The following is a 17556-nucleotide window of genomic DNA, read 5'->3' on the forward strand; positions in this document are numbered from 1 at the left end:
AGGTCTTACAGGAATCGAAACCGATGCGTCGTCTCTTCGCCGTTGTGCTCTCGGCTCTGCTGGTTCTCGGCTTTGCACCCGTTGCTAAAGCTGACATAGCTGGCCTAACCCCTTGCGCTGAGAATGCCCGTTTTCAGCAGCGAGCCAGTGCTGCAGACACTCCACAGGCCATTGCCCGCTTTGACCGCTACAGCAAATCCTTGTGCGGTGATGACGGACTCCCACACGCTCTAATCCCAGCGCCAGTTGAGCCGTTTGCGATGTCCTTTATTCGCGGCCATGAAGGCGAAATCATGATCCCAGGGGTGATTTTCATCTACATCGCTGGAATCATTGGTTGGGCTGGTCGTTCTTATCTCCAGGCCATCAAAGCCAAAGGCCACAAAGCAGCCTTAGACAATGAGATCCATCTTGATATAACCCTGGCTTTCAATTGCATGCTGAGAGCTTCCGCCTGGCCGTGGCTCGCTCATATTGAAGGCCAAAATGGCAGCCTCCGTGAGAGCGACGACAAGATCACAGTTTCACCACGCTGAGCAATATTCTCCTCTTAACAACCACTCCATTTCCCCTTTATCAAGATGAGAAAATTCTTCGAAAGCTGGCCAATGGCTGCCGTTCTCTGGGTATGGCTCACAGCGGGAATCATTGTTGAATTCAACCGCTTCTACCCAGATCTTCTCTTCCACCCAATGGGTCTTTGAAGAGCTGAAGAGCATCAACAACTACAGCCAAGAAACAAATTAGCTTCTTGGCTAAACCCCTTCAAAAAGCCCTCTAAAGGGGCTTTTTTTATTGGCCTATGTTGTCAAATAACGCTTTAAGGTCAGGAAAAAGTCTTCGCATCAACAGCTCAGACCCATCAAAGACTCCAGCTCAATCACAGCAACCTGAAGGTTGTCATTAATCAGCACTGCATCAAACTCCTGCTGAGCCATCAATTCCTCCCGCGCCCTAGCTAAACGTCGCTGAATTGCCTCTTCGGGATCAGTAGCGCGTCCGCGAATGCGTCGTTCAAGCTCCTCAAAACTGGGCGGTGCCAAAAAAATCTGAAAAGCTTCAGGGAAACTGCGCCGCACCTGTCGGGCCCCTTCCAGTTCAATCTCAAGCAAAACCGGACGACCTAATGAAAGCTGCTGCTCAACAGGTTGGCGTGGGGTGCCATAGCGATTGCCTGCAAATTCAGCCCATTCAAGACAACCGCCAGCTTGAACCAGTTCTGCAAAGCGATCACGGTTCAAGAAGAAGTAATGATCACCCTCAATCTCGCCTTGCCTGGCTTCACGCGTTGTCGCCGAAATAGACAGCCAGATCTCTGGATGGAGCTCTAGGAGTTGCTTCACCAACGAACCCTTGCCAACGCCACTGGGCCCAGTAATCACCGTGAGCTTTCCTTCAGCGGCGGATGAAGCCATTGATTGCATTGCATTGAATCGGATCGCAGAGTAGGAAGGCTGCGTGCAATCCAGGTCCCGACTGAATCGATGGCCCCTGCTGCCCTCCAGGTCATGGACCTCTCAAGCTTGCGCGCTGTATTGAGCGAGCTCCGCAAGGAGGTGCTGCCAAGCCGCTTCGAAAAGGTCCAACAACCAGAACCTCATACCCTCCAACTGGGGCTGCGCACACTCAAAGGTCTTGTGTGGCTGGAACTCAGTTGGCGTGCTGATTGTCCCCGATTGGTCAAGATCACCCCTCCTCCCCGCCTAGGCAGCGGCAGCACTTTGGCCCAGCAGATTCAACATGGCCTTCGACAGATGGCCCTCATTGAACTGAAACAGAAAGGATTTGATCGCGTGGTGGAGTGCGGCCTCGCCCACCGCCCCGGCGAACCTATCGAGCGCACTCTTGTGCTGGAACTGATGGGACGCCACAGCAACCTGCTTCTGCTTGATCGTCAACGCCAGGTAATCACCCTTGGACGCCAGGTACGCAAGCATCAATCAAGAGTGAGACCAATCGGAACTGCAGACATCTATGTAGCTCCACCACCGATGCAAGGCAGAGAACCAAGCTCAAAGGAATCCCTAAAACGCTGGAAAGACATTCTCTGCCTTGTGCCAACCAAGCTACGTAGCGCTCTGCAGCAGTGTTACCAAGGCATCAGTCCTGCACTCGCTTTGCAGCTGGTTGACGACGATGCAAAAAAAGCACATGCCCTGCTGGAGCTTTCAGTACTTGAGATCACCGACGAGCAATGGCAACACCTTTACCACCGCTGGAGTCGATGGCTGGACTGCCTTGAGAAAGAGCGCTTCACGATGAGGTTTGACGGTCCAAGCAGCTACCGCGTCTGGGACTGTGACACCTCAACCTCCTCCTCCTTCACCGATGGGCTCAGCCTCACTCTCGGGAGTTATTACCGAAGGCATCTTGAGACCCAATCTCTCAATCAACTAGCCGAAGACCTCCAGAAAAGACTTTGTCAGTGGCGACAACGAGAGGAGCAGGCCCTTGGCGAACAACAGGGTCGACTCAACGAAACCAGTCAAAGCAATTCTCTTCAACAACAAGCCGACGCCATGCTTTGCCTGCCTTTGCCGAGCAAGGATCTGATCAACCAAACCCAAAAGCTCTACCGCAAAGCTCAAAAATTCCGCCGCTCAGTGCCCGTGCTGAAAACACGGATTGAACATCACCAGCAAAGGCTGCAGCTGATCCAAGGCAGTGAAATGTTTCTGGAAGATCTGCTTGGAACCAGCTGGGAAGGACGGCGAGAACGGTCGATAAGGCTGCAGGAGTTGCGGCAGGAGCTGGACGAGTTGCTGATCTCTCAATCCCGCAATCGCCAGAAGCGGGGCCGTCGCAATCAACAACCCCCAAGCCCCCTCGAACTGACCACTCCTGGTGGACTCATCGTTCAGGTTGGTCGCAACCACCGCCAAAACGATTGGATCAGCCTTCGCCAAGCTCGCCCTGGTGATCTTTGGTTTCATGCCCAGGAATGTCCAGGCAGCCATGTCGTTCTCAAGGCCTCCAATGGCCATGCTGAGGAGGCCGACCTGCAACTAGCTGCAGACCTGGCCGCTCACTTCAGTCGTGCTAGAGGCAATCAACGCGTACCCGTGGTGATGGTGCCGACAAGCAACCTGCAGCGAATCCCAGGAGCAGGCCCAGGGACCGTGCGATACCGGGACGGAAACCTTTGCTGGGCTGAACCAGACAGAGGGCTTCAACACCTCTCTGCCTCAGAACTCTTAGTCTGATGAAAACCAAGCGACGCCTGTTCTGACCAGTCCCGATCAGCCCACAGGTTCGGTTCTTCCGCCCCCTACCCCGATTCACGTCGAGCAGGGAATCAAGCACACCGAACTACCCCACGACGTGGAAATGCCTCTGGTTGATCACCTGGAGGAATTACGGCAGCGGGTACTGCGCAGTCTGCTTGCTGTTGTTTTAGCGGCTGGTGCCTGCCTGCTCATGGTGAAGCCGCTCGTACGGCTGTTGGAAGCTCCGGCTGGATCCATTCACTTTCTTCAGCTGGCCCCAGGAGAGTTTCTATTCGTCTCAATCAAGGTGGCAGGCTACGCAGGCTTAACACTTGCACTGCCCTATGTGCTCTACCAAGGGCTTGGATTTGTATTGCCTGGCCTCACTCAACGGGAACGACGTCTGATCGCGCCAGCAGTAGCTGGATCAGCGATCTTGTTTCTAGCCGGCCTTGCCTTCGCCTGGTGGGCCCTAGCACCAGCAGCTCTGAAGTTTCTGGTGAGTTATGGCGCCGATGTAGTCGAGCCACTGTGGTCAATTGAGCGGTATCTCGATTTTGTGCTTCTGCTGATGCTGGCTACCGGCCTGGCCTTTCAGCTACCTGTGCTCCAGTTGATATTAGGAATTCTGGGGTTATTGCACTGGCAACCCATGTTGAGTGCCTGGCGATGGGTCGTGCTTGGTGCCGCCTTGGCTGGAGCTGTATTGACCCCATCCACTGATCCAATCACCATGCTGCTGCTGGCTGGAGCCATTACAGCCCTTTTCCTGATTGGAGTAGGCCTAGTGGCGCTAACTGATCAATTCAGGCCAGACATGCCTGCAAGCGAAAGCGACCAGCCTCCTACAGCCACAAATTGAGAAGCTTGATCTTTCTGTTGTGCGCGCCAGCAATTCCCAGACGACCTCTGCCAAGCCCAGTCGAATGACCGCCTAAAGCGCATCGCCGAGATGATTGCGATAAGCCTGTTGATCCAGAACATAAAGATTGCTGCTCAAATACGCCCAGATCTCCTGCAAGCACAGACTCTGGCGGCACACCAACAAGTGCATGGCTTAGAAATTTTGCCGACAATTCCTTAAGCAAGCAATTTCCTCTCCTAGCTCTAGAGGCAACAGAGCATCGTCAAGGATTAGCCAAAGCACAGAATGATGCGACGATTGCATTGAAAAGCCCAGTCTTTGCAAAGCGTGACGGGCCCTTCACAGTCCATAATGGTCTCCATTCTGCGCAGATCGAACATCCGTCATGACACAAATGACCTCGAGTGATGTGCCCGGGATGGGTCGTCGGCAGTTCATGAACCTGCTCACTTTCGGGTCAGTGACTGGCGTTGCGCTTGGATCCCTCTATCCAGTGGTGAAGTACTTCATTCCACCTCGTGCCTCCGGGAGCGGAGGTGGCACGAGCGCCAAGGATGAACTTGGCAATTCGGTCACAGCAAGCGGCTGGCTTGCGAACCATTCAGATGGTGACCGCAGCCTTGTCCAAGGGCTGAAAGGTGATCCCACCTACCTGATTGTTGAAGGTGATGATGCCATTGGCAGTTACGGAATCAACGCGATCTGCACCCACCTCGGCTGCGTGGTGCCTTGGAACAGCGGGGTTAATAAATTCGTCTGCCCGTGTCACGGCAGCCAATACAACTCCACCGGAAAGGTCGTAAGGGGGCCGGCACCCCTCTCTCTCGCATTGGCCAACATCGCTGTCGAGAACGACAACGTCTTTGTAAGCCAATGGACCGAGACAGACTTCCGCACGGGCGAGAAGCCCTGGTGGACCTGAATCTGACAACCAAACGCACCATCGTCGTTCCAGCTCTCCTATCCCCTCGCATCATGCGTCGCCTCATCCCCATCCTTCTCGGCTCACTGGTTCTTAGTTTGTCGATTCTTGTTGCTCCAGCTGCCAGCTGGGCCTATCCCTTCTGGGCTCAACAGAACTACGACAACCCCCGAGAAGCTACTGGCAAGATCGTCTGTGCGAACTGTCATCTGGCCCAAAAAACCACTCAGGCAGAAGTACCTCAATCAGTACTACCCGACAGCGTCTTCAAAGCAGTGGTGAAAATCCCCTACAAGAAAGACACAACAGAGATCAGCTCCGATGGCAGTGATGTGCCCCTCCAAGTGGGTGCCGTTGTCATGCTTCCTGATGGATTCAAGCTGGCCCCACAGGATCGCTGGAGCGAAGAGATAAAAGAAGAAACCAAAGGAGTCTTCTTCACTCAATACAGCGAAGAAAAGGAGAACATCCTCCTTGTTGGCCCGCTTCCTGGTGACAACAACAAAGAAATTGTTTTCCCAATACTTTCACCTGATCCTGCGACTGACAGCAGTATTCAATTCGGCAAATATTCCATCCACGTTGGAGGCAACCGTGGACGAGGCCAAATATTGCCTACTGGTGAAAAAACCAATAACAACGCTTTCACAGCAACTGAAGCTGGCACAATTACATCTATTAAGTCTGGTAAAAATGGGGAAAGCGACATCAAGCTCAAAACTGACAGCGGAAAAGTTATCAGTGAAACCATTCCAGCTGGTCCAAGCCTGTTGGTAAAAGTAGATGACAAAGTAGAGGCTGGCGCCCCCTTAACTAGCGACCCCAATAGTGGTGGCTTCGGACAACTCGATACCGAGGTTGTGCTCCAGAATCCAGTTCGAATCTATGGACTCTTGGCATTCTTTGTAGCAGTTTCTCTCGCTCAGATCTTACTTGTATTGAAGAAGAAGCAAGTCGAAAAAGTTCAGGCAGCTGAGGGGATCTGATCCCCATTCATCTCAACTCAATGGACGCATTCATCGCGACCTTTACCTCTCCAGGGCCCGAGCTCTTTCAGCTCGGGCCCTTTGCCTTGCGATGGTATGGATTGCTGATTGCCATCGCCGTACTGATCGGCCTCAATCTGTCCAGCAGCCTGGCCCGTAAACGAGGCCTTGAGCAGGGCTTGATCAGTGATCTGCTGCCCATTCTCGTATTAACTTCCGTTGTTGGAGCACGCATCTACTACGTCGCATTTGAGTGGAGGAACTACAGCGGAAACAATTTTTGGAGCTCGATCAATATCTTTGGACTCGCCATCCCAATCCCAAGTGCCGTGGAAATTTGGGGTGGAGGAATCGCTATTCATGGGGCCCTGCTTGCTGGCACCCTTGCAGTATTGATCTTCTGCCGTTTGCGTCGCCAAGCCTTCTGGGATGTTCTTGATGTGCTTGTCCCATCCATTGCCCTTGGCCAGGCAATCGGACGCTGGGGAAATTTTTTCAATAACGAAGCCTTCGGTGTTCCAATCAAGGGCGACCTTGCTTGGAAATTGTTCATCCCATTCGTGAATCGTCCACTTAATTATGCCAATAACGAGTTTTTCCATCCGACATTCCTCTACGAATCAATTTGGAATCTTCTAGTCTTCACGCTGCTAATTGTTCTTTTTCAACGCAGCAGCAAAGGACTACTGAAGCTTCCCGCCGGAGCGTTGAGCTGCATCTACCTGATCACTTACAGCCTAGGCAGAGTCTGGATCGAAGCACTTCGAACTGATCCCCTCTGCCTAGGCGCCTTACCACCTTCCTGTGAAGGGGGCCTGCGTATTGCCCAGCTGATGAGTTTGGCGATGATGGCAGTTGGAGGTTTTGGCCTCTGGTGGCTCTATGGTCGCAAACGAAAGCTACCGGACCCTGGTAGGCCTAGGTCATTCGCTTGATGAGCAGAATCTCCATCGTTGGTGCAGGTCCAGGCGCGACTGATCTGCTAACCCTGCGTGCCGCAGAACATCTCAAGCAGGCGGAGGTCCTTGTATGGACCGATTCACTGGTTTCACCAGATATTGCAGCATTGGCACCTGAATCCTGTGAACGAATCCGCACCAGCTCAATGACCCTCGAGGAAGTTCTTCCGCTTCTGGTGAACAGGGCACAAGCAGGCAAGCGGGTGGTCCGTCTTCACGACGGAGACCCCTGCCTTTATGGGGCCCTGTCGGAACAGATCTGTGGCCTTGCTGACGCAGGCATTGAAGTAGAGGTTGTGCCGGGTCTGAGTGCTTACCAAGCGACAGCCGCAGCCCTAAAAGCTGAACTCACCATCCCTGGCCTTGTCCAAACCATAGTTCTCAGCAGAGCAGGAGGACGCACCGGTGTTCCCGAGCGCGAAAACCTCCAACATCTGGCATCACTTGGAGCCTCTCTATGCCTCTACCTCAGTGCACGCCATGTGGAGGAAGTACAAGCCACACTGCTGCAGCACTATTCAGCTGAAACTCCAGTAGCTATCGGCTACAGGGTGAGCTGGCCCGATCAATGGTTAAGCGTGGTGCCTTTGAAGCAAATGGCTTCGACCTCCCGTGAACACGAGCTGATTCGCACCACCCTTTATGTCGTTAGTCCGGCCCTAGCTGCAGGACGCCAACGTTCGAAGCTGTATTCTCCAAGCCACAAACATCTCTTTCGCCAAAAGGGCTAAAGAGAGTGTTTTAAAATCCAGTAGTGCGGGCGATTAGCACAGTGGTAGCGCACTTCCTTCACACGGAAGGGGTCGTGGGTTCGAATCCCGCATCGCCCATAAGTTTTTATGCCAAGCATTTGCTTGATCTGCTCATCATCAAAACCAAGTGATCCCATATACATGGGAACAAATGATGCCTGACAAGCTCAGTGCTTCCAACTAAGGTCAAATGCATGCAGGTCAACACTCCTCTTCCTTAATGCCGGAGCACCCTCAGGACTTCTTGAGTGACCAATCCCACTCAGAGCAACTCTCCACACCATTGATTCAAGTTGGCGCGTTGCTTAGAGAAGCCCGCGAAAAACGGGGGTTCTCAATAGCAGAAATTGCGGGAAGTCTTCGAATAGGCAAAGAGCAACTAATAGCCCTGGAGAATGGAAACAAAGACCTACTACCTGAGCCGGTTTTTATTAGAGCCATGGTGCGCCGGGTCGCCGAGCGACTCAACCTCGATGCGACTGCCCTTGTGCAGCAAATTCAGGTCATCATTCCCTCAAGATCCGAAGCCCTACGCCAATCAAAGAGCAAAGCGTCTAGTCCAAACCTAAAAGTGATACCTGCATTGGCCTTTTTGGGAGGATTAATTGGATTGACTGCAGCAGGACTAGCCATCACCTATTACAGCAACCCCAACACCTTTACCCGCATCCAAACAAGCATCAACAACACAATCATTTCAATCAACAACACTGCCGACGGCATAATCTTTAGGTCTTCGACTCGTTCAAAGGATGTAAAAGATGAGCCTAGGGACACCGAGCTAATCTCTCAGCCTGCAGTTGCAACACCTAAGCAAAATTTGCCATCAACATCTCCAGCAGGGCTAAAAAAAACAAATAATAATCAACCAGCTTCAACTGAACAGCCAAAAACACAGCCAGGCACCAACTCCAACCCCCAACAGTGAAGCTGAGATTGTTTTTGAAGGCACCCTTAGCGAGCCTCTCAGCTATCCACTAGAGGAAGCCCTAGAAATCTTTGCAGGGCATCCTGATCTGATTCATATAACTCATAATCGAAAACCGCCTACTGCTCTTGGTGCAATTAGAAAGATCCGCTGGCATCAATTAACCAACAACAACCTAATACTGAACTAAGTTCACTCCTTAACGACAACTTTCATGGTTACACCGCTTGCTTCTTTCACAACCGAAGCACAGCTCTTCAAGCTCCATTGTTCAAGGCTGAGGTTCTGATTCAATCCTTCCGGCACTAGTTCAAAGACAACCTGATCATCATCAGCGGACTCCACTCTTATTGCAGCCACCACTGGCTCAGGACGGCGATCAATGGCTGCCGCTAATCGCAGCAACAAAGCCATCTCGGCAACGAGGCGACGATGCTCCCGGGTGGCTAAAGCCTGCCATTCCAGATGACGCTTCTTGGGAAGACTGCGGCGGTGATAGCGCGCAATAGCCGCAACCATCAAATGCTCCGCTTCCGAATAGCCGAGCAACTCGCCATGACGAATGAGATACCAGGAATGCTTGTGATAAGCACTGAGATTGATGTGCTGACCACAGGCATGCAACATTGCCGATGCCCAAAGCAGATCCCGACCACCTCCATCATCGTGATGAAGAACACCATGTGTGTGGTCGTAAAGGCTGAGTGCATGGCTGGCTACACGCTCTGCACGGCGGTGATTCACTGCAAAACGCTGCACCTGATGAATCACGGTGCGCTGACGAATACTGCTCTGAAAACTAAAGCGATCCTCCAGTAGGCCATGTCGCAGCATCCAGTCAACGATCAAACCCTCCCTCAGAGCCCTTTCACTCAGCACCAGCTCATCAGCAGCGAGCATCTGCATGGCGGTTTGAAGAATCAGCGCACCCGGAACGATGATTTCGGCACGGCGATCATTAATCGGCGTCTGGATGCGACGCTGCTCAGGCGTCATCGCTATCAGCTTCTCAACCAGGCCATCAAGCCGGTGCCGTGTGATTCGATAGCCATGCAATCTCAACGGAGGGCGATCGTCTTCACTAACCAACAAAGCACCGATGGCCATGGAGGTTCCACTGGTGGCAACCATCACAGGGCTCTCCCCAGGCTTGATGCGACGGCAGACCTTATCAACAGCTGGCTCTAAAGAACCCTGAATAAATGTCTGCAAAAAGGAACGCCGTTGAGGGGGGATTGGTTCATGCTTGACAAAATCCCTCTGTAGCCGAACCGCACCAACCCGCGTGCTTGTCAGAGCCCGAGCATCGCGACCATCCGCGAGGATTAGTTCTGTGGAACCGCCACCGATATCGAGCAAAAGATGGGGACACTCCCCAAAAGGCATGCCAGACAAAACACCCAAATAGATCAGTCGTGCTTCCTCAGCACCGCTCAACAGATCCACCTCAAGGCCGAGTTGATCCTGAATCCGTTGCAAAAAATCCCGCCCATTTGAGGCTTCACGTACTGCGCTAGTCGCCGACGCAACCACCTGCTCCACCTGATGGCTGGCGGCTAGCTCCTTAAAACGTTTGAGTGTTTCAAATACCCGCTCCATAGCAGGCCCCGTGAGCTCTCCAGAGTCAGGGTCTCGCTCACCCAGTCTTGTGGTTGATTTCTCTGCAAGATCAACGCTGAAGGTGTGCAGGGAAGGATCAACCGACGCCACCAAGAGATGGGTGGAATTGGTTCCAATATCAATCGCGGCAACGTTGCGGAGCTCTCGCTCAGAACGGAGCTGACCAGCACTGGCGTACCTGGCCTCCTCCTGCTCGACATCAACCACACCGAAAGGCAATGGCTCGACACCTGGCATGAAGTACAGGAGCCTGGAACGAGACCACTTTGCCATCAGCCAACGATGCCTGGAGGTCCCTCCCTAGGGTTCTTCAAACCCAGAAACCCGTGACCAGCAGATCCGTCTCTAATGGCTTAAGACAATGGCTAGAGCTGTTGCGATGGCACAAACCCAGTGGTCGGCTCATCCTTCTCGTACCAGCAGGTTGGAGCCTTTGGCTCACTCCGGATGCACCTCCTTTAGCAGAGCTTGTAAGTCTGATCGTCGTTGGAGGACTGATGGTGAGCGGCGCCGGTTGCATTGCCAACGATCTCTGGGATAGACGCATTGATCGCCAGGTGGAGCGCACCAGGAAACGGCCACTAGCAACGGGCAGCCTTCGAATTTCCACTGCTGTGGGCTTATTGATTGTGTTGTTGCTGCTCAGTCTTTTGATCGTGGTCTCCCTGCCAACGCAAAGCCGGGGCCTATGCCTTGCTCTAGCCATCCTGGCCTTGCCACCGATCCTGCTCTACCCCTCGGCCAAGCGCTGGTTTGCCTATCCACAAGCGGTGCTTGCCCTCTGCTGGGGGTTTGCCGTACTGATCCCCTGGGCAGCAAGCCAGGCCAATCTCAACGGAGGCTGGCCACTGCTGGGCTGCTGGTTGGCCACTCTGATGTGGACGTTCGGCTTTGACACGGTTTACGCCATGGCGGATCTTCGTGACGACGCCAAGCTGGCCTTAAAAAGCAGTGCTTTGAGCTTGGGGAGCCATTCACTTAAAACCGTCGCGTTTAGTTATGCACTGGCCTGCACCTTTCTGGCTAGTGCAGCAATGAGCGCAGGAGTGGGCTGGGCCTTTTGGCCCTTCTGGCTCATCGCCAGCATCGGCATGCAAAAAGAAACGTGGACCCTGCGAGGTTCCAGTCAACCAATGACGACCTACGGGAAGCACTTTCAGCATCAAGTTCTGCTAGGCGCGATGTTGCTGCTCGGATTGATCCTGGGGCGCATCAGCTGAAGCATGGTGCAGCTCCGATCTGACCTGCTCACACCAGCGCTTCAACGTGGCGACGAGGTGATCACAGTGGCTGCGAGTTCAGCGCTGGAGGATGAACAATCACTGCTCGAAGGCCTCAAAGTCCTTCAAGAATGGGGATTAGTCTGCCGGCCTCAGCAAGTGAGTGAACGCCGCTGGGGGTACCTGGCGGGTGATGATGCCAGCCGCCAGCGCGAGCTAAATCCTGAGTCCCCTGCTGCTCTGCTTGCTTGTGCTCGCGGCGGCTGGGGAGCTGCACGTTTACTGGAACACAAGCAAACCTGGCAACGAGGCTGGCTAATGGGGTTTTCAGATGTCACCACCCTGCTCTGGGCACGCTTGGCGGCCGGGTTCGACGGCTGCGTGCATGGCCCCTTACTCACCACACTTGCCAAGGAACCCGCCTGGAGCCAAGCCCGACTGCATGATCTTCTCTTCGGCAAACACATCCCAGACCTTGAAGGGCAGCCCTGGATGGGTGGAGTAGCTAGCGGGCCATTGGTGGTAGCCAATCTCACTGTGGCCTCCCATTTGCTAGGCAGTAGCCACGTACCCGATCTCAACGGTGCAATCTTGATTCTGGAAGATGTTGATGAAGCGCCCTATCGCATCGACCGCATGCTGACCCACTGGCGCCTCGCAGGCCTACTACAAAGACTGGCCGGCCTCGGATTCGGCAGCTTTGAGGGATGTGAAGCACCTGAACAGATGCCTGGGCATCAAACCTTCCAGCTTGAGGAAGTCCTCAAAGAACGCAGTGTTGACCTTGGAATTCCTGTCGTCGGCAAACTCCCAGTTGGTCATTGCTGCGGCAATGCTGCCTTACCACTTGGACGACAAACCCAGCTAGATGGCAACCATGGTCGACTAATGCTTCTGCGCTGATCCTAAGTATTTCAATGATCAATAAAGCAGGGGACTTGTCAGCAACAACAGATCAAAGTACGCTAAATGTTCAGAATATCTAAAAAGAGAATGAATAAGCAATTGCCCTGACAAAAAGTGGATTATCTTTAAAAAATATCATACGCTCAGCACCTCTCTTACATAACATGGCTGGCTCTCATAGAAGCATCATCCATCAGCAATTTATCGAGATTATTTAAAACTGACGGAATTATTTCCACCCATTAGCCAAACAAAAACCAACAATAATTCCCAACCCAGTCCTTATTACAGCCAGGCAATAAATAAAATTATTATAGATCTAGAGACCTTTCGCATGGCCGCCATTAAAACACTTTCGCTGACCTGCTAAGACAAAATGGAATCAACACTATTCAAGAGTTCTTCAGAGGAAAACTCTGATCCGAACCCTTAGACACTAAACAAAGATAGACAGCATAAAGGCTGCCAAGCAAAGGAGGCCTTGGTATTACATTAAACATAGGAGTGGCTGGGAATAACCAACACCCTCATCATAGATAGATAGATTGCTAGTTGCGCATTGCTGAGCTTATTAAACTACACAAGAACATCATTCTCAACTCCCCAAATAGCTTGAAGAGCAGCAATATCAGTACTGGAGAACCAGTAATCCCAGCCATCAGGACTCATGTTATATGACATCACTGTGTCATCAGTATTCCAGCTGCCATTGAAGGGATCTTGATGAGGATGTGACAAGCCAAGCGCATGACCTATCTCATGAACAATTGTATTTCTGTCAAAGTCATTTAATGCAGGCGAGCTGTCAGTGTCCTTCCATAAGACATCAAACCATGCGAAACCACCTCCGTACCTTCCGCCCTTAGGCTTAGCTTGTCCTACTGTCGAATTATATCCCCAATCACCAACATAATTAACTGAATAGATATCAATCTCAGCGCCATAGTATGTATATTGCCGCTGAAAGTCTAAATCGATCAAAGGATCAAGCTTGTTAAATATATCCTCAATAAAAGCCACTTCTGCTATCGAATGACCACTACTGTGATACCAAGTATCCAGCGAGTCATTTGCTTCTTGCAAATAATCCCATCCAAATGATTTATCAATATAGTAATTAAGGATTTCATCTCCATCATTCAATACAGCATCACGAGTGTGATCATAGATGTGAGAACCTGAGCTGCCAGGGATCTCAGCAAGAAGAGCATCAGCAGAAAGCTTCCCTGTGGCTGAGTCAGGAAGCTCAGCAACAGGCAATCTCTCTGACCTACAGAAAAGGCAATTACAACCTCCAACTGGAAGGCTGCTCATTTCACCTATAAGTTCATCAAAAACAAGCGTCATCTTTTCGCTCAATGAATTTAGCTTATTCGCCCAAGTGAAAGATTGACACCATCCAACATATTTATTTATAGTGGCATTTGCAATACAATCAGTGCGCAAGTTTTCAAATACGTAAAGCTGAAACTTTTGGTAAGCTTTTTCCTAAAAGAAACCTGGCCATCGCTTAGAACCATTTAATCACACAAGGGGCCCAGCGACTACGAATTAGGCAGGAATAGATAAATGAGGCACCTCATCCATTAAACCGCTAAGCAAAAACCACTTAAGATTAGATCTGGTCACTAAATTACCTGACAGGAGCAACACATAAAGATTACATTCCCAAAGCTACTAATTCACAAAACAGGACATTGAAGTCGCACAAAAAGATTTGAACTAAACCCAATGAGGACAAGACAATCAAGCTATGCAAAAGCCTGGGGGCTTTTTGTGTTTACCATGAAAGAAACTAGCCAAATTCAACACCGATCCAGGCCTGCAGGCAACTCTGGCTCGAGCGACTACTTCAAAATATAGACTACTTCTATGGAACTCAAATCTGAGGGGCAGCAATTAAGCTCTGCCCCTCTCGAAGGATTTTGCATCTCCCAGTTAGCAACTGGCCCCTTACTGAACAGGACTTGCAATATGCACGGGGACTTTGAACCTTTATATCTAAATACAGATCCAGTATATCCTTGGACATTTGGCTGCCTTGATAACTCCTATCGAGACAAATATCCTTGCATTTATGCTCATAATCTTTCCTTGATTCAATATAACTCAAATTATATCTATCTATCCGATAGGCGACTTCTGAATCATTAGAATCCTTGAATTCGATTAAAGATGGAGTAATTTTGACCACCTTGTAAGGCGCCGGAACTCGCAGCAGACGATTACTAGAAACATCTGTCACCTGCCTCTGCTTCACATTAATTATAAGTCTCCGTTCAGGCTTTCTCGAGGAGTAAGGAGAGGAATAGTGATGAGCGACATTGCTTGAAGTAGAGCAACTCATCAAGACATCATTACTTAAAGCGCCTGCTGGAAATAATATTCCACTTATAAGAAGAGAAATAGGGGTGAGTTCCTTGAGCAATTTCTCATGCTTCACTACTTCTAATTTATAGCTCACTTTCTAGAGACCTATCTGCCTTTTGCCCTAAGCGCAAGCACTGCTTCGGCCACCGTAAGGTCAAACGGAGTTGTGACTTTGATATTGGCAGGGCTGGCCTCCAACACCTGCACCGGCCATCCCAGGCGTTCATAAAGAGAGGCATCGTCAGTCACTGTCCAACCCTTGGCCTGAGCCTCAGAATGACCTTGCTTGAGCTGCTCCACAGCAAAGCCCTGAGGAGTCTGAGCTGCCCAAAGTTCCGCACGATCTGGTGTGCCCGTAATGATCCCTTGACCATCAACGCGCTTGATCGTGTCGGTAACCGGAGTTGCCGCAATCACAGCTGAGCCAGCCACCACCGCCTCAGCGCAGCGATTGATCAAAGCCGCTTCAGCTAAACATCTAGCCCCATCATGAATAAGAACATGCTGCGCAACTGAAGGCAACGCCTGTAATCCACGCTCTACAGATTCCTGCCTTGTGCTGCCCCCCTCAATCCAAACAACGGGTTTGGCTGCCTCAGCCAACAACTCCATGATCATTGCTCGGTCCACAGGTTGGCCAACAATGCCAACCCAAGTGATCGAATCGGCTTCCATCACCGCATCAATCGTCCAAGCAAGAACAGGGCGTCCTGCCAGAGGCAAAAGCAATTTGTTGCGATCCGCTCCCATACGGCTTCCGCTTCCTGCAGCGACAATCAACAGATGCATATGCGCCTCCTGCCGCAAGCAGGCTGAAACCTCCTCCATACAATCAGCTCGCAACGCCTCTGCCTCTGGATCGATGCGTGTTCTCGCCCTCAGTCCGGGTCCTTTAATCCAACAGCTTCAGAGGCTTCCAGCCCTAGCAGCCGCAGCCAACCAGCTGCAAGGCAAACTGCAGCTGGCCTGCGATCCCACCCATCAAGCTTTGTGGAGTCTGTTGCCAGCGATAGAAAAGGTAATCCCAATCGCCTTTGATTCCAGCCCATCCCTCGCCGACTGGACCAATCTGCTCGGATCTGTAAGAGAAGGAGATTTTCAAGTTTGCTTCAACTTCGCCCAAGGGCAACAAGTGAATTTGATGCTCTCAATGAGCCACATCCCCATCAGGATTGCGGAACAAGGCTTTGCATGCACAGCCCTCGTTGAGCCCAGCAAAGGTTGGCCTGCACAACAATTGGACTGCTACCTCCAAGCGATTGGCCTCACTCTTGACGCCGACAGCTTCCGGCTGTTCCTGCCAGACGACAGCCTTCAGAAGGTTCGCGATCAACACCCCACTGGAGAGGGCCCCCTCCTACTGCTGGCTCCAAATGGCAACGATGGAGACTGGCCAACTCAGCAATGGTTAACCCTTCCAAAGGCAATCAAAGGCAAATTACCCAATCTCAGAAGCATCACGCTGCCTTTAAAAGCACCCCTAATCCATCGCGCTGCCGAAGTGGCCTGCGCTGATGTCGTACTCAGCAGCTGTCCAATCACCCAACTGCTTGCCGTTTATACAGGCGTTCCCTTAGTTGCCCTAGGCACTCCAGCCGACGCCTTACCGAAACGAGATGAAATCCGTTGCCTGGGTGCCAGTCATGCAGACATCAACTCAATCAACCAGCAGGAGGTTCTCAACGCACTGGGCTTCCAATGAAAAGTTGGTGGTACCCATTCAGACGAGGTCCGCTTGCAAGCCTGCCGTTGCGAGTGCTCGCCAAACCCTGGCTAGGGCCAATCCTGGCCCTGGCCGTGGTGATCTTGGTAGGAGCCTTGGGCTATCGCCTCACCGAAGGATGGGACTGGGGAGATTGTCTCTGGATGGTGCTCATCACCATCAGCACCATCGGTTATGGGGAGGTGGAGCCGCTCTCGCAAGCTGGGCGACTGGTCACTGTGCTGATCATTGCCGGGGGGGTGGTCGTGGTTCAGCTCACGATTCAACGGGCACTACGGCTGACAGAATCCGGCTACTTCCGCCAGCTGCGGGAGCTGAGGTTTCGCAGGGTCTTGCGGCGTATGCGTGATCACGTCATCGTCTGCGGTTACGGCCGCATCGGCCAAGAAATCGCCTCAAAACTGCAACTCGAGCAGGTCCCAGTGCTTGTCGTGGAAATAGATCCAGCCAACAAACAAGCAGCAGAAGAACAAGGCCTAAACGTTTTACAAGCTGATGCCACCTTGGATGAAACGTTGCTTGAAGCTGGCTTAGACCATTGCCGCAGCCTGGTAGCTGCTTTACCCAGCAATGCAGCAAACCTCTATGTGGTCTTAAGTGCCAAAAGCATGCGACCCCACTGCCGACTGATCTCACGGGCCGATAGTGAAGAAGCTGCCGTCAAGCTGAAACTGGCAGGTGCCAGCGTGGTGGTGAGCCCCTATGTGGCCGCAGGCCGCACCATGGCTGCCACAGCGTTGCGCCCCCTAGCTGTGGACTTCATGGATCTATTGGCTGGATCGGATTATGAAATCGAAGAATTCCAACTCAGCCAAGACCCACTCAAGTTCAACAAACTGAGCCAGCGCAGCCTGGCAAAACTTCAACTGGGCCGACGCAGTGGCGCAATGGTGCTGGCCATCCGAGACGGCTCATCCCTGATGGCCAACCCCAGTAGCGAAGTCGAACTGGCCCCAGGTCAATTACTTGTTGTCCTAGGCAGCAAAGCTCAACTCATCCGCTTACGTGAATTACTCGGCGAAGCATTGGACACCATCGAAAGGATGGCTAGTTGAGAAGAACTGCAATGGGTCCGTACGATCCTGCGAGAACGAATCAC

Annotated in this window: 17 protein-coding genes and 1 tRNA gene; 14 read left to right on the forward strand and 4 right to left on the reverse strand. The window is 52.0% G+C overall.

Going from position 1 to position 17556, the window contains the following annotated elements; translation table 11 throughout:
* Positions 1 to 23: 23 nt before the first annotated feature.
* Entirely contained in the window at positions 24 to 536 is a 513-nt protein-coding gene (locus SIB80_RS10775; RefSeq protein ID WP_011130684.1) for a photosystem I PsaF protein (subunit III), read from the forward strand.
* A 45-nt stretch (positions 537 to 581) separates the two neighbouring features.
* Positions 582 to 704 (forward strand): photosystem I reaction center subunit IX, encoded by a 123-nt coding sequence (gene psaJ / locus SIB80_RS10780; protein WP_011130685.1) that lies wholly within the window; start codon positions 582 to 584, stop codon positions 702 to 704.
* Positions 705 to 845: 141 nt separating this feature from the next.
* On the opposite strand, the gene gmk is transcribed toward psaJ, so the two are convergent.
* Positions 846 to 1415, reverse strand: coding sequence for a guanylate kinase (gmk, locus tag SIB80_RS10785; protein WP_063419990.1), 570 nt, complete (start codon positions 1413 to 1415; stop codon positions 846 to 848).
* 69 nt (positions 1416 to 1484) lie between these two features.
* On the opposite strand from gmk, the gene SIB80_RS10790 reads away from it, so the two are divergent.
* From SIB80_RS10790 to SIB80_RS10825, 8 genes are all read left to right on the forward strand, one after another.
* A complete protein-coding gene (locus SIB80_RS10790; RefSeq protein WP_063419992.1) occupies positions 1485 to 3203 on the forward strand; it encodes an NFACT RNA binding domain-containing protein in 1719 nt (572 codons plus the stop codon).
* 124 nt (positions 3204 to 3327) lie between these two features.
* Entirely contained in the window at positions 3328 to 4068 is a 741-nt protein-coding gene (gene tatC, locus SIB80_RS10795; RefSeq protein WP_071818080.1) for a twin-arginine translocase subunit TatC, read from the forward strand.
* 388 nt (positions 4069 to 4456) lie between these two features.
* Positions 4457 to 4993, forward strand: a complete 537-nt coding sequence (petC, locus tag SIB80_RS10800; RefSeq protein WP_011825335.1) for a cytochrome b6-f complex iron-sulfur subunit — start codon at positions 4457 to 4459, stop codon at positions 4991 to 4993.
* Between the two features lie 53 nt (positions 4994 to 5046).
* The gene (petA, locus tag SIB80_RS10805; protein ID WP_063419988.1) at positions 5047 to 5979 is read left to right on the forward strand and encodes a cytochrome f; all 933 of its coding nucleotides are present in this window, start codon (positions 5047 to 5049) and stop codon (positions 5977 to 5979) included.
* Positions 5980 to 5999: 20 nt separating this feature from the next.
* A complete protein-coding gene (gene lgt, locus SIB80_RS10810) occupies positions 6000 to 6914 on the forward strand; it encodes a prolipoprotein diacylglyceryl transferase (RefSeq protein ID WP_063419762.1) in 915 nt (304 codons plus the stop codon).
* Positions 6914 to 7669, forward strand: coding sequence for a precorrin-4 C(11)-methyltransferase (cobM, locus tag SIB80_RS10815; protein WP_063419761.1), 756 nt, complete (start codon positions 6914 to 6916; stop codon positions 7667 to 7669). The genes lgt and cobM overlap by 1 nt, the downstream gene beginning before the upstream one ends.
* A 27-nt stretch (positions 7670 to 7696) precedes the next feature.
* Positions 7697 to 7768, forward strand: a tRNA-Val gene (locus tag SIB80_RS10820).
* A gap of 142 nt (positions 7769 to 7910) precedes the next feature.
* Positions 7911 to 8618, forward strand: a complete 708-nt coding sequence (locus SIB80_RS10825) for a helix-turn-helix domain-containing protein (protein WP_063419760.1) — start codon at positions 7911 to 7913, stop codon at positions 8616 to 8618.
* Positions 8619 to 8810: 192 nt separating this feature from the next.
* Here SIB80_RS10825 and SIB80_RS10830 read toward each other — a convergent pair whose 3' ends face one another.
* Entirely contained in the window at positions 8811 to 10511 is a 1701-nt protein-coding gene (locus SIB80_RS10830; RefSeq protein ID WP_169190022.1) for a Ppx/GppA phosphatase family protein, read from the reverse strand.
* A gap of 53 nt (positions 10512 to 10564) precedes the next feature.
* Between SIB80_RS10830 and SIB80_RS10835 the strand changes: the two genes are divergently transcribed.
* Entirely contained in the window at positions 10565 to 11458 is an 894-nt protein-coding gene (locus SIB80_RS10835) for a 4-hydroxybenzoate polyprenyltransferase (RefSeq protein ID WP_063419986.1), read from the forward strand.
* Between the two features lie 3 nt (positions 11459 to 11461).
* Positions 11462 to 12361 (forward strand): S66 peptidase family protein, encoded by a 900-nt coding sequence (locus tag SIB80_RS10840; protein ID WP_063419758.1) that lies wholly within the window; start codon positions 11462 to 11464, stop codon positions 12359 to 12361.
* Between the two features lie 579 nt (positions 12362 to 12940).
* Here SIB80_RS10840 and SIB80_RS10845 read toward each other — a convergent pair.
* Together SIB80_RS10845 and ispD are read right to left on the reverse strand one after the other, a co-directional pair.
* The gene (locus tag SIB80_RS10845; RefSeq protein WP_169190021.1) at positions 12941 to 13810 is read right to left on the reverse strand and encodes a hypothetical protein; all 870 of its coding nucleotides are present in this window, start codon (positions 13808 to 13810) and stop codon (positions 12941 to 12943) included.
* Positions 13811 to 14839: 1029 nt separating this feature from the next.
* Entirely contained in the window at positions 14840 to 15523 is a 684-nt protein-coding gene (ispD, locus tag SIB80_RS10850) for a 2-C-methyl-D-erythritol 4-phosphate cytidylyltransferase (protein WP_063419984.1), read from the reverse strand.
* Between the two features lie 73 nt (positions 15524 to 15596).
* Here ispD and SIB80_RS10855 point away from each other — a divergent pair, with 73 nt between their 5' ends.
* The gene (locus SIB80_RS10855) at positions 15597 to 16436 is read left to right on the forward strand and encodes a glycosyltransferase family 9 protein (RefSeq protein WP_063419755.1); all 840 of its coding nucleotides are present in this window, start codon (positions 15597 to 15599) and stop codon (positions 16434 to 16436) included.
* Positions 16433 to 17512, forward strand: coding sequence for a potassium channel family protein (locus tag SIB80_RS10860; RefSeq protein WP_063396208.1), 1080 nt, complete (start codon positions 16433 to 16435; stop codon positions 17510 to 17512). Before SIB80_RS10855 ends, SIB80_RS10860 begins: the two co-directional genes overlap by 4 nt.
* Positions 17513 to 17556 lie beyond the last annotated feature (44 nt).

Source organism: Prochlorococcus sp. MIT 1327 (genome assembly GCF_047304785.1).
GTDB classification, from domain to species: Bacteria; Cyanobacteriota; Cyanobacteriia; order PCC-6307; family Cyanobiaceae; genus Prochlorococcus; species Prochlorococcus marinus_D.